This is a genomic window from Streptomyces sp. NPDC088794 (genome assembly GCF_044750545.1).
Lineage (GTDB): Bacteria > Actinomycetota > Actinomycetes > Streptomycetales > Streptomycetaceae > Streptomyces.
Genome location: NZ_JBIVKB010000007.1, coordinates 212,997 through 225,013, shown reverse-complemented (window position 1 = coordinate 225,013; position 12,017 = coordinate 212,997). Strand labels below are relative to the sequence as shown.

The 12,017-nt window shown below is 69.0% G+C and carries 7 protein-coding genes, 2 pseudogenes and 1 riboswitch; of the genes and pseudogenes, 4 read left to right on the top strand and 5 right to left on the bottom strand.

Features of this window, described 5'->3' with window-relative positions; genetic code table 11:
* Positions 1–14: 14 nt before the first annotated feature.
* Positions 15–1,784 carry a YibE/F family protein gene (locus tag ACIP6U_RS21670; protein ID WP_401720115.1) on the bottom strand — a complete coding sequence of 590 codons (1,770 nt, stop codon included), beginning with the start codon at positions 1,782–1,784 and terminating at the stop codon, positions 15–17.
* A 71-nt stretch (positions 1,785–1,855) separates the two neighbouring features.
* Positions 1,856–2,055, top strand: a riboswitch (TPP riboswitch).
* Here ACIP6U_RS21670 and thiC point away from each other — a divergent pair.
* Together thiC and ACIP6U_RS21660 are read left to right on the top strand one after the other, a co-directional pair.
* Positions 2,048–3,850 carry a phosphomethylpyrimidine synthase ThiC gene (thiC, locus tag ACIP6U_RS21665; RefSeq protein ID WP_401720112.1) on the top strand — a complete coding sequence of 601 codons (1,803 nt, stop codon included), beginning with the start codon at positions 2,048–2,050 and terminating at the stop codon, positions 3,848–3,850. It overlaps the preceding riboswitch by 8 nt.
* A 453-nt stretch (positions 3,851–4,303) precedes the next feature.
* Positions 4,304–4,780, top strand: a pseudogene (locus ACIP6U_RS21660) (histidine kinase); the annotation flags it as partial.
* A gap of 216 nt (positions 4,781–4,996) precedes the next feature.
* On the opposite strand, the pseudogene ACIP6U_RS21655 reads toward ACIP6U_RS21660, so the two are convergent.
* From ACIP6U_RS21655 to ACIP6U_RS21640, 4 genes and pseudogenes are all read right to left on the bottom strand, one after another.
* A pseudogene (locus ACIP6U_RS21655) lies at positions 4,997–5,158 on the bottom strand (response regulator transcription factor); the annotation flags it as partial.
* A 149-nt stretch (positions 5,159–5,307) separates the two neighbouring features.
* Positions 5,308–6,171, bottom strand: a complete 864-nt coding sequence (locus ACIP6U_RS21650) for a hypothetical protein (protein ID WP_401720110.1) — start codon at positions 6,169–6,171, stop codon at positions 5,308–5,310.
* A 193-nt stretch (positions 6,172–6,364) separates the two neighbouring features.
* Positions 6,365–7,450: a metallophosphoesterase gene (locus tag ACIP6U_RS21645; protein ID WP_401720107.1), complete on the bottom strand. Its 1,086-nt coding sequence runs from the start codon at positions 7,448–7,450 to the stop codon at positions 6,365–6,367.
* A gap of 200 nt (positions 7,451–7,650) precedes the next feature.
* Positions 7,651–8,763 carry a LacI family DNA-binding transcriptional regulator gene (locus tag ACIP6U_RS21640; protein ID WP_123999019.1) on the bottom strand — a complete coding sequence of 371 codons (1,113 nt, stop codon included), beginning with the start codon at positions 8,761–8,763 and terminating at the stop codon, positions 7,651–7,653.
* Between the two features lie 428 nt (positions 8,764–9,191).
* Here ACIP6U_RS21640 and hisC point away from each other — a divergent pair, with 428 nt between their 5' ends.
* Together hisC and ACIP6U_RS21630 are read left to right on the top strand one after the other, a co-directional pair.
* Positions 9,192–10,271, top strand: coding sequence for a histidinol-phosphate transaminase (gene hisC, locus ACIP6U_RS21635; protein WP_401720104.1), 1,080 nt, complete (start codon positions 9,192–9,194; stop codon positions 10,269–10,271).
* A 225-nt stretch (positions 10,272–10,496) separates the two neighbouring features.
* The gene (locus tag ACIP6U_RS21630; protein ID WP_401720101.1) at positions 10,497–12,005 is read left to right on the top strand and encodes a cytochrome ubiquinol oxidase subunit I; all 1,509 of its coding nucleotides are present in this window, start codon (positions 10,497–10,499) and stop codon (positions 12,003–12,005) included.
* Positions 12,006–12,017: the final 12 nt, after the last annotated feature.

Genomic DNA, 12,017 nt, shown 5'->3' with positions numbered 1-12,017 from the left:
CGCTTCTCGACCGCTCAGCGCTTGCGACGCCGTCCGTGTCCCGTGCGGGTCTGGATGGGGGCGGTGTCGCTGATCGCCGGATTCGGGGCCGGGGTCGGCCCCGTGGGTGCTGTTGTGGCCGTCGCTACGGCCTTCTCCGCCGTCGGGCGGTCCGCCGAGACCACCAGGGCCGCCAGCAGCGTGGTGACCGGCACCGAGGCGACCAGGCCGATCGAGCCGACCAGGGTTCGTACGATCTCCTCGGCCACCAACTCGCTGTTGGCGACCGCCCCGACGCTGCTCTGCGCGATCGAGAAGAGCAGCAGCAGCGGCAGCGCGGCGCCCGCGTAGGCGAGGACGAGGGTGTTGACCACGGACGCGATGTGGTCGCGGCCGATGCGGATGCCCGCCCGGTACAGCCCGCGCCAGCCCATCGAGGGGTTGGCCTCGTGCAGCTCCCAGACCGCCGAGGTCTGGGTGACCGTCACGTCGTCGAGGACACCGAGCGAGCCGATGATGACGCCCGCGAGCAGCAGACCGCTCATGTCGATCGACGGATACAGGCCATGGATCAGACCCGTGTTGTCGTCGGTGTTGCCGGTGAGCGCGGCCCAGCCGATGAACTGCGAGCCCAGGACGCCGATCAGCACCAGTGAGATCAGCGTGCCCAGCACCGCCACGGACGTTCGGGCGGACAGGCCGTGACACATGTACAGGGCGATCAGCATGATGGCGCTGGACCCGATCACCGCCACGAGCAGCGGGTTCGAGCCCTGGAGGATCGCGGGCAGGATGAAGAAGTTCAGGATCATGAAGCTGATCGCCAGGGCGACCAGGGCCATGATGCCGCGCAGTCGGCCCACCACCACGACGGCGAGCGCGAAGATGCCGGCCAGCACGCCCATCGGGATCCGGCGGTTCACGTCGGTGACCGAGTACTGGAGGTCCTTGGGCGCCGAGGGCTCGTAGGCGACGACGACCTTCTCGCCCTTGTGCAACTGGCGTGACTGGTCCGGCTGCACGATCTCGGTGAACGTACGGCCCGTGTCCTTGCCGGTGTCGACGCGGATGGTCGCCTTCTTGCAGGTGCCGTTCTCCTCCTGCTGGGCGGAGCTGCCCTCGGCGGTGGAGGTGTCACCGGTCGACGAGCCGGACGAGGCGTTCACCGACTTGCAGCTCAGGCTCTGCATCTTGGTGACCGTCGCCTGCTGGGTCTGCCGGTCGAAGCCGACGCCGGTGCGCTCGTGCGCCGGGGCGCCGCCGGGCCACAGCACCACGAGCCCGACCACCACGGCGGCGGTGAACGGGATCAGGATCGCGGCGATGACCTTGCGCAGGTGCTTGGAGACGGGGGCCGCGGGGCCGTGGCTGTGACTGTGCCCGTGACCACCGCCGGAGCCGGAGCCGGGCCCATGCCCATCGCCGGGATCGGGCCCGTGCCCGTGTCCGTCGCCTGGATCCTGGCCGTGACTGCGGCCGTGGTCGTCTCCGGCGCCTTGCCCCTGCCCGAGACCGTGACCGTGCCCGCCGCCCGGGTGAGGTCTCTGATCGTGCCCGCCACCCGAAGAGGGCCGCTGACCGCGCCCACCACCCGAGTTGGGCCCCTGACCAGGCTTCCCGCCGAAGTCGCCGCCGGTGCCTTCACCGAGGCCGCCGGCGGAATTGCCGTCGAAACCACCACCGTATCCACGGCCGTTGGTGCCCTCGCTGTACCCCCGCCCGGGGCCACCGCCGGGGCCATGACCGGGGCCCGGGCCGCGGCGCGGGTCCGGTGGCGGGTATGGAGGCTGATTCGTGGTGGTCACCGCCCGATCATCGCAAGAACGAAAGAGGCCCTCTGTTCACCGCGCCCGAATTGACGCTAGCGTGGAGGCACCTTTGCACACGCGGGAGCTCGGAGCACCGGGCTGAGAGGGCGCTGACCTTCGTCCCAGCGATGTTTCACGTGGAACGTCAGTCGACGGAATTCGAGTCGAGTGATGTTTCACACGAAGCGTCGACAGACGGAAGCCGCTGCGTCGACCGCTGAACCTGTTACCGGGTAATGCCGGCGTAGGGAGTAGGTCTCATGACCATCAAGGACGCAAGCACGCCTGTCTCCAGCCAGGACGAACCGCCCGTTCAGGGCCAAAAGTCCACGGAGACCGGGAAGTCCATCGGCTGGCACAAGGGGTACGTCGAGGGCTCGCGCCCCGATCTGCGCGTGCCGGTCCGTCAGGTGCACCTCACCAACGGGCAGTCGGTCACCCTGTACGACACCTCCGGCCCGTACACCGATCCGCTCGTCGACACCGACGTGCGCCGGGGACTGGCGCCACTGCGGGAGAACTGGGTCATCGCGCGCGGTGACACCGAGGAGTACGCGGGTCGTCCCGTCCGTCCCGAGGACGACGGGATCAAGCACACCTCGCCGCGGGGCGGTCTGCGCAACCTCGACGCGGTCTTCCCCGGGCGACCGCGCCAGCCGCGCCGCAGCCGGGACGGCAGCGCGGTCACGCAGCTCGCCTACGCGCGACGGGGCGAGATCACACCCGAGATGGAGTACGTGGCCATCCGGGAGCAGGTCGAGCCCGAGGTGGTCCGCGAGGAGATCGCGGCGGGCCGTGCGGTGCTGCCGGCCAACGTCAATCACCCGGAGATCGAGCCGATGATCATCGGCAAGCGGTTCCTGGTGAAGGTCAACGCCAACATCGGCAACTCCGCGGTCACTTCCTCGATCGAGGAGGAGGTCGAGAAGATGACCTGGGCGACCCGCTGGGGCGCCGACACGGTCATGGACCTGTCCACCGGCCGCAACATCCACACCACCCGCGAGTGGGTGCTGCGCAACTCCCCCGTCCCCATCGGTACGGTGCCGCTCTACCAGGCGCTGGAGAAGGTCGACGGCCGGGCCGAGGAGCTGACCTGGGAGATCTACAAGGACACGGTCGTCGAGCAGGCCGAGCAGGGCGTGGACTACATGACGGTCCACGCGGGCGTGCGCCTCCCGTTCGTCCCGCTGACCGCCAACCGCAAGACCGGCATCGTCTCGCGCGGCGGCTCGATCATGGCCGCGTGGTGCCTGGCACACCACAAGGAGTCGTTCCTCTACGAGAACTTCGAGGAACTATGCGAGATCCTCGCCGCGTACGACGTCACGTACTCGCTGGGCGACGGCCTGCGGCCCGGCTCGATCGCGGACGCCAACGACGAGGCGCAGTTCGCCGAGTTGAGGACGCTCGGGGAACTCAACACGATCGCCAAGCGTTTCAACGTACAGACCATGATCGAGGGCCCGGGACACGTCCCGATGCACAAGATCAAGGAGAACATCGACCTTCAGCAGGAGATCTGCGATGAAGCTCCGTTCTATACGCTCGGCCCGCTGACCACGGACGTCGCGCCCGCGTACGACCACATCACCTCCGGTATCGGTGCGGCGATGATCGCCTGGTGGGGGACGGCGATGCTCTGCTACGTCACGCCCAAGGAGCATCTCGGTCTGCCCAACCGTGACGACGTCAAGACCGGCGTCATCACCTACAAGATCGCCGCCCATGCCGCCGACGTCGCCAAGGGACACCCCGGCGCGCAGGACTGGGACGACGCGCTGTCCGACGCCCGGTTCGAGTTCCGGTGGGAGGACCAGTTCAACCTCGCCCTGGACCCGGTCACCGCGCGGGAGTTCCACGACGAGACGCTGCCGGCGGAGCCTGCCAAGACGGCCCACTTCTGCTCGATGTGCGGGCCGAAGTTCTGCTCGATGAAGATCTCCCAGGACATCCGTCGCGAACACGGCGGGACCAGGGCGGAGGTCGAGGAGGGCATGGCCCAGAAGTCGAAGGAGTTCGCGGCGGCGGGCAACCGGGTGTACCTGCCGATCGCCGACTGAGGCGCAGGGCTGAGGAGTCAGGGCTGAAGGTTCAAGGCTGAGCCCTGACGGCCACAGGGTGACGAGGGGGCGGGACCGGCTGGGCTGCCCCCTCGTCACCGACACCACCGCAGCGGTCCCCGACCGCCCACCGGTCTGTCGGTCATTCGGCCGACACCGGATCGCAGCCGCGCTCCTACGCTGAACCGCGTGGACTGGAAACGCCTGCTCAACCCGGCCGCCGGTCGGCTGCTCAAGGTCAGCAGCCTGATCGCGTTCGTGCTCACCTGGACCGCGGACCTCGCCGTGCTCGGCCGGAGCGCCGATCCCTACGGATCGCCCACCACCTGGCTGCCCGTGTACGTCACCGGTCCGCTGCTGGGGCTGCTCGCCCTCGGCCTGCCGCGCTCGGCAGGTCTGGTCAGGCGCGTTGTCGCCGCGGTGGCGATCTCTCTCGCGACGACCGTCTGGACCATGATCGAACCCTCCGACCTGGGGTGGTGGGGGACGCTGGAGACAGCAGGGTTGCTCGTCCTCGTCGTGCACACCACGGGGCACTCCTGGCGGCCGGGAATCGCGACCGCGTACACCCTCACCGTGATCGTCGCGATCCTCGCGGTGCCGCTGCGCAGCGGGTCATGGGAGGTGTTCGTCGCCGGCGGCTACGTCCTGACCATCGCCCTGGCGATCTGCGTCGTCGTGGGCTGCGCCATCCGTTCCCTGGAGGTCCGCAGGGAACGCGCGGTGCACGACGTACGCCAGACCGAACGCCTGGCCCTGGCCCGCGATCTGCACGACCTGATCGCCCATCACATGACCGGCATCATCGTCCAGGCCAACGCGGCGCTGACCATCAGGGCCACCGCCCCCGCCAAGGTGGAGCCCATCCTGCGTGAGATCGCCCGGTCGGGGACGGAGACCCTGGAGTCGATGCGCCGCCTGGTACGCGTCCTGCGCGAGGACAACCACGCCGCCCTGCGCCCCGGCGACCTGCTCACCGAACTCGCCGACCTGGTCTCCGCCCACTCCACCGCCGCCGGCGAGGGCACACCGGCCCGGCTGGAGGTCACGGCGGCGGCCCGCACCGCCCGCCTGAGCCCCGAGGTCGAACTCTCGGTGCAGCGGCTGGCCCAGGAGGCCCTCACCAACGTCCGCCGCCACGCCCCCGACGTCCGGGCGCAGCCTGCGGGCCAGTTCGACGCACTCCACGCCGTCGGCCGCCTCGCCGACGACGTCGATGTCCGGCTGCGCCCCCAGGATCAGACTGAATCCGGTGCGCACCAGCTGCTGGTCGTCGGCGATCACCACAGTGATCCGTGTATCGGCCACTGCCCGTTCGTACCACGGCGTGAGCAACGGCCACGTCGACCGTGCCCACGGTTCTCACGCGCGGTTGTCGGTCATTCGGCCGACAGAACGAGTGTTCGGCTTGCGCTCCCCCGAAGGGGTCTGTCGAGGCGGAGGGCGCAAGCCGAGGGTTACTCCGGCTGGTGGTCCGGGCCTCCGAAGTCCGGGCTGGTGTAGTCCGGGCTCGTGAAGCTCGGGCGTGGGCCGGCGGCCGGGCCGTCGTCCGGGCTGGTGAAGCCCGGGCGGTCGTAGCCTAGGTGCGGGATGCGGCCGGTCGGTGCCGACGGTGCCGTGGGGTGCAGGGCCACGGCGGTGCCGGGATCGGCCAGCGCGTCTCGCAGGAAGGGCAGGATGCCGCGCTCCAGGAGGGCCTCGCGCCAGGCTTCCCTGGCTCGGGTCACCTCCTCGCCGAGTTCGCCGTAGAGGCCGGTCTCGAGCGAGGGCCTGTTGCGCAGTGCGGTGAGCAGCAGCCCGACGGCGGCGACGAGGATCGCGGCCGCGGTCATGGCGCCGAACACCCATCCGGCGGTGAGCATGGTCTGGGCGAAGGCCGGTTCGGGGGTGAGCATCTTGAGGATGTAGCCCACGAGCAGGAAGATCGCCGCGGCCGTGCCGGCGAGGACGGGGGTGAGGACCGCGGCGACGGCGACGGCGCCCGCCCCTTCGGCTGCCTCCCCCAGGGTGGTGGCGAGCCCCATCGCGCCCACGCCCGACTCGGCCGAGCCGGTCTCGCGGGTGGACGACGGGGTGGACGACGCCGGCTGGCGCAGTTCCTCGCGGACCTTCACGTAGTGCTGGTACTCGGTCGCGGCGGCCACCGTGATGAGGGCGGTGGCGTTCAGCGCCATGGTGCGCAGCTGTTCGGGGTTCAGCCGCTGTCCGACAGCGGCCAGTTCCGGGCGGGTAGGGGCGGAGCGCAGCGCCTCGTCGAGGATCCGCTCGTACTCTTGGCGGTCCTCGCTGTGCAGGTGCTGCGGAACGCTGTTCATGTGCATCCCCCGATGCTCCGTAGGGCTTGGGGCTCGCATGCCAACGAGCCGTCGGGCAGAAACGGAGGGGAGCCTGCTACGGATAAGCCGATGGTAGAGCGGCGACGGCACAGGGTGACAGGGGGTTTCCAGAAATTGGGCCCTGGCCTGCGCTGTTCTTCGCGGTCGCGATGTGGGCGGCTGCTTGCCCTGTGAACGTCTAGTTTTCCAGCGGCAGTTGCTGGACCAGCAGTTTTCCGGCCATGGTCACGCCGCCGTCCATCGCGATGGCCAGTCCGTCGGCGTAGATGTGCGGTCCCTCGACCAACGGCCGGGGCTCCTCCTCGCTCTCCTCGGAGCCGACTTCGCCCAGCAGATAGGGGATCGGGCTGTGGCCGTGCACGATGCGGGTGCCGCCGTACATGTCCAGCAGCGAGCGCACGGCGTCCGCGCCGCCCTCGTCGCGGAAGGAGAACCGCTTGGTGAACTTGCGGAACAGGTCCCAGCATTCGTCCGCGTCGTTGCGGGTGAGGGTCTCGCGGACGGTGTCGTTGACCGCCTCGATCGAGTCGCCGTAGTCGAGGTAGGCGGTGGTGTCCGAGTGGACGAGGAGATAGCCGTCCACCTCCTCGACGGCGTCGAGGCGGGCCATCCACTGCAGATGGTGGTCCTGGAGGCGGTCCATGTCGGTCTTCTGGCCGCCGTTGAGCAGCCAGGCCGCCTGGAAGGTGGCGGTGCCCGCGCCGGAGTTGACGGGGGTGTCGGAGAACCGCTTGGCGCCGAGCAGCAGCAACTCGTGGTTGCCCATGAGGGCCTTGCAGTAGCCGCCGGCCGCCGCCGCCTCGGCGGACAGCCGCATCACGAGGTCGATGACGCCGATGCCGTCGGGGCCGCGGTCGGTGAAGTCGCCGAGGAACCACAGCCGGGCGGTGCCCGCGCTCCAGTTGCCCGCGGAGTCGATCAGGCCCCGCTCCTGGAGGGCGGCCAGCAGTTCGTCGAGGTAGCCGTGCACGTCACCGACGACGAAGAGCGGCCCCGCGGCGCCTTCCTCGCGGTCCGGGGCGGCCAGCAAGGCGGGGTCGACAGGCACCTGAAGCGTGTCACCGCGGTTGATGACGGGCAGGTCCCGCCGGGTCGGCGTGTACCCGTCGGGGTGGTCGGCCGCCTCCTCGACGGGTACGGCGACATCACCCGGGTGCGTGGTGTCGCCGTACGGACCGGTCTCGTGGACGTATGCCGGCACCCGGAAGTCGCGCAGCGTCGCCGCCCGCTCCGCCTCGGGTCCCTGACCGGCCCCCTGAGTCATCAGACCCCTCCACCATCACGCCGCATCTGAACCGCTTCGGACTGCCTGGTCGCAGCGGCCCGCGGTGTCGTGGGCCCATCATAGGAATGCCGATCGCGCCATGTGATGACCCAGGGGTGGTGAATCGGAGCAAGAGGCCGGTTCACCGCGGCTTTCGCCCCGATTGGGCAGGGCTTGGACCACCCCGGGTGAGGGGCGACCTACCCCTTCTCGGGTGACCTCGGAGGGCTGACCGTCGTGCGCGGGGGACGCCGCTGGGACGAGGTGCGCACGATCAGCTCCGTCGGTATCACCTGCTCGACCGGTTGGTCCGATTCGACCCCCTCGATCGCGTCGATGAGGAGCTGCACCACGGCGGTGCCGATGCGACGCGGCTTCAGCGAGAGCGTGGTGACGGGCGGCTCGGTGTTGGCGTACACCGTGGACTCGCTGCAGCAGACCAGAAGCAGGTCGTCCGGTACGCGCAGTCCGTAGCGCCGGGCCGCGGCGAGCAGATCGGTGCCGTTGGGATCGAACAGGCCGTAGACGGCGTCGGGACGGTCCGGGCGGGCGAGCAGCCGGTCGGCGGCGACGGCGCCCGCGCACGGGTCGTGCGCCGGGTACTCCTCGTAGACCGGGTCCTGGCCGACGCGTTCGCACCAGCGCAGGTACGCCGTGGTCGACAGCCGCGTGTAGGTGTCCGTGGTCGTGCCGGTCAGCAGGCCGATGCGGCGGGCGCCGGCGTCGGCCAGGTGGTCGAGGATGCCGAGTACGGCGGCCTCGTGGTCGTTGTCGACCCACGCGGTGACCGGGAGCGAGCCGGCCGGGCGGCCGTCGGAGACGACCGGTAAACCCTGCCGGACCAGCTCGCTGACCACCGGGTCCTGGTCGGAGGGGTCGATGACGACCGTGCCGTCCAGGGCGACGTTCGACCACACGTCGTGGCGCGAGGTCGCGGGGAGGATCACCAGCGCGTAGCCGCGGGCGAGCGCGGCCGAGGTGGCGGCTCTGGCCATCTCCGCGAAGTACGCGAACTCGGTGAAGGTGAAAGGTTCATCCCCGTACGTCGTCACGGTCAGGCCGATGAGACCCGACTTGCCGGTACGGAGGGTGCGGGCGGCGGCCGACGGGCGGTAGCCCAGCCGGTCGGCGACCTCGCGGACGTGGCGACGGGTGGCGTCCGGGAGCCTGCCCTTGCCGTTCAGGGCGTCGGAGACGGTCGTGATGGAGACTCCGGCGGCGGCGGCCACGTCTCTGATGCCCGCCCGGCCCGGCCTGCTCCCTCGACGTGAGGTTTCCGCGCGGCTCACCTGGTGCTTCCCTGCTGCTGTCATGGCGAGCCGATAGTAGGGCTCATGCGGTCGGGTAGGGCGGACGCATATGCACGCGTTGACAGGCACGTTTCTGCATGGTCATTTAGGGTCAACTACCTTTGAAACAAAGTCAGTTGAGCGATCCAATGGCACTACGTGACTTGTCGGCACGCATGAGCCTGCCAACTCCCCGATGTCTCGAAGAGGTCTCAACTCACCTGCACGGGTGATGCGCGCCACGGCGTGAGCCACCAGTGCATAGATATATGTATGTGCGCCCCCCGATTCGTCATCCTTCGTGCCCTGATGCCCGTGATGCGGATGTGGCGGATGAGGTCTGATCAGGAAGAGCCTCGGCTGTACGCACCGGCGGCGAATCCTCATAAGGTGAGAAGTATTGGAAGCCGGTGGTGGCGACGGGTCCGCCGGTGGTCGCGAGGAGGACTGCGGTGAGCGAGAAGAGCCCCAAGCTGCGCGCCGAGCTGGCGGGTATCCCCACCTACAAGCCGGGCAAGCCCGCGGCCGCCGGCGGGCCGGTGGCGTACAAGCTGTCCTCCAACGAGAACCCGTATCCGCCGCTGCCCGGTGTGCTGGAGAGCGTGACGGCCGCGGCCTCCTCCTTCAACCGCTACCCGGACATGGCCTGCACGGGTCTGATGAACGAGTTGTCGGACCGGTTCGGCGTCCCGCTGACCGACCTGGCCACCGGCACCGGCTCGGTCGGTGTCGCCCAGCAGCTGCTGCAGGCGACCGCGGGACCCGGTGACGAGGTCATCTACGCCTGGCGGTCCTTCGAGGCGTACCCGATCATCACGCAGATCAGCGGTGCCACGGCGGTGCCGGTGCCGCTGACCCCGGGCGATGTGCACGACCTGGACGCGATGGCGGACGCGATCACCGAGCGGACCCGGCTGATCTTCGTCTGCAACCCCAACAACCCGACGGGCACGGTCGTACGGCGGGCCGAGCTGGAGCGGTTCCTGGACCGGGTGCCCGCTGATGTGCTCGTCGTCCTGGACGAGGCCTACCGCGAGTTCATCCGGGACATCGAGGTGCCGGACGGGGTGGAGCTGTACCGGCAGCGGCCCAACGTCTGCGTGCTGCGGACCTTCTCCAAGGCGTACGGGCTCGCCGGTCTGCGCGTCGGTTTCGCGATCGCCCATGAGCCGGTGGCGGCGGCGCTGCGCAAGACGGCGGTGCCCTTCGGCGTGAGCCAGCTCGCCCAGGACGCGGCGGTCGCCTCGCTGCGGGCCGAGGACGAACTGCTCGGCCGGGTCGGCTCGTTGGTCGGCGAGCGTCACCGTGTGGTCGAGACGCTGCGGGGCCAGGGCTGGACGGTGCCCGAGACCCAGGCCAACTTCGTGTGGCTGCGGCTGGGGGAGCGCACGCTCGACTTCGCGGCGGCCGCCGAGCAGCACGGGGTGGTGGTCCGGCCGTTCGCCGGTGAGGGCGCGCGGATCACGGTGGGGGAGACCGAGGCGAACGACATCTTCCTGAAGGTGGCGGAGGCGTTCCGCAAGGAGCTCTAGCCTCCGGCGGTGTCCGGAACCCCAGCCTCCCGTAGCGGTCCGCCGATGTGATGTGGGTCCCCTTTGCCCGTCAGGGGGCCCCACCCGCCCGGAGTCGAACTGTCATGCGTCATACTTGCTTGTGAATGTGAACGCGTTCACAAGCGTGTCCCATTGCTCCGCTTTGTATGTGACAAAGGGGGCAAACTGCCGCTGTGACCACGGCGACATAAGGAGACTGACGACGTGGAATTGGCTCTGGCGCCGGAGACACTGGCGCGCTGGCAGTTCGGCATCACCACCGTCTACCACTTCCTCTTCGTCCCCCTGACGATCTCGCTCGCCGCGCTCACGGCCGGCCTGCAGACCGCCTGGGTGCGCACGGAGAAGGAGAAGTACCTCAGGGCGACCAAGTTCTGGGGCAAGCTCTTCCTGATCAACATCGCGATGGGTGTCGTCACGGGCATCGTGCAGGAGTTCCAGTTCGGCATGAACTGGTCCGACTACTCGCGCTTCGTCGGTGACATCTTCGGCGCCCCGCTCGCCTTCGAGGCGCTGATCGCCTTCTTCTTCGAGTCGACCTTCATCGGTCTGTGGATCTTCGGCTGGGACAAGCTGCCCAAGAAGATCCACCTGGCCTGCATCTGGATGGTCTCGATCGGCACGATCCTGTCGGCGTACTTCATCCTCGCGGCCAACTCGTGGATGCAGCACCCCGTCGGCTACCGGATCAACAAGGCCAGGGGACGCGCCGAACTCACCGACTTCTGGCAGGTGCTGACGCAGAACACCGCGCTGGCGCAGGCCTTCCACACGCTCAGCGCGTCCTTCCTGACCGGTGGCGCGTTCATGGTCGGCATCGCGGCCTTCCACCTGTTCCGCAAGAAGCACGTCTCCGTGATGAAGAGCTCGCTGCGGCTCGGGCTGATCACCGTCGTCATCGCGGGCATGCTCACCGCGCTGAGCGGTGACACCCTCGGCAAGGTCATGTTCAAGCAGCAGCCGATGAAGATGGCCGCCGCCGAGGCGCTGTGGGACGGCCAGGACTCCGCGCCGTTCTCGATCTTCGCGTACGGCGATGTCAGCAAGGGCCACAACAGCGTCGAGCTGTCCATCCCCGGGATACTGTCCTTCCTCGCCGACGACGACTTCAATTCGTACGTCCCCGGCATCAACGACACCAACAAGGCCGAGCAGGAGAAGTACGGACCCGGCGACTACCGGCCCAACATCCCGGTCGCCTTCTGGGCGTTCCGCTGGATGATCGGCTTCGGCATGACGTCCTTCGCCATCGGTCTGCTCGGCCTCTGGCTGACCCGCAAGAAGTTCATGCTGCCGCAGCACCTGCGGGTCGCCGACGACGAAGTGCCGAACCTGGTCCTCTTCCGCAACAAGGCCCTCAGCCCCAAGCTCGGCCGCCTCTACTGGCTCGTGGCCATGTGGACCCTGGGCTTCCCGCTGATCGCCAACTCCTGGGGCTGGATCTTCACCGAGAACGGCCGCCAGCCCTGGGTCGTCTACGGCGTCCTGCAGACCCGGCACGCGGTCTCCCCCGGGGTCTCCCAGTGGGAGGTCCTCACCTCGATGATCGTCTTCACCCTGCTCTACGCGGTCCTCGCCGTCATCGAGGTCAAGCTGCTCGTGAAGTACGTCAAGGCCGGACCGCCCGAGCTCACCGAGGCCGACCTCAACCCGCCCACGAAGATCGGCGGCGACACCCGTGACGCCGACAAGCCGATGGCCTTCTCGTACTAGGCCCAGGGAGAT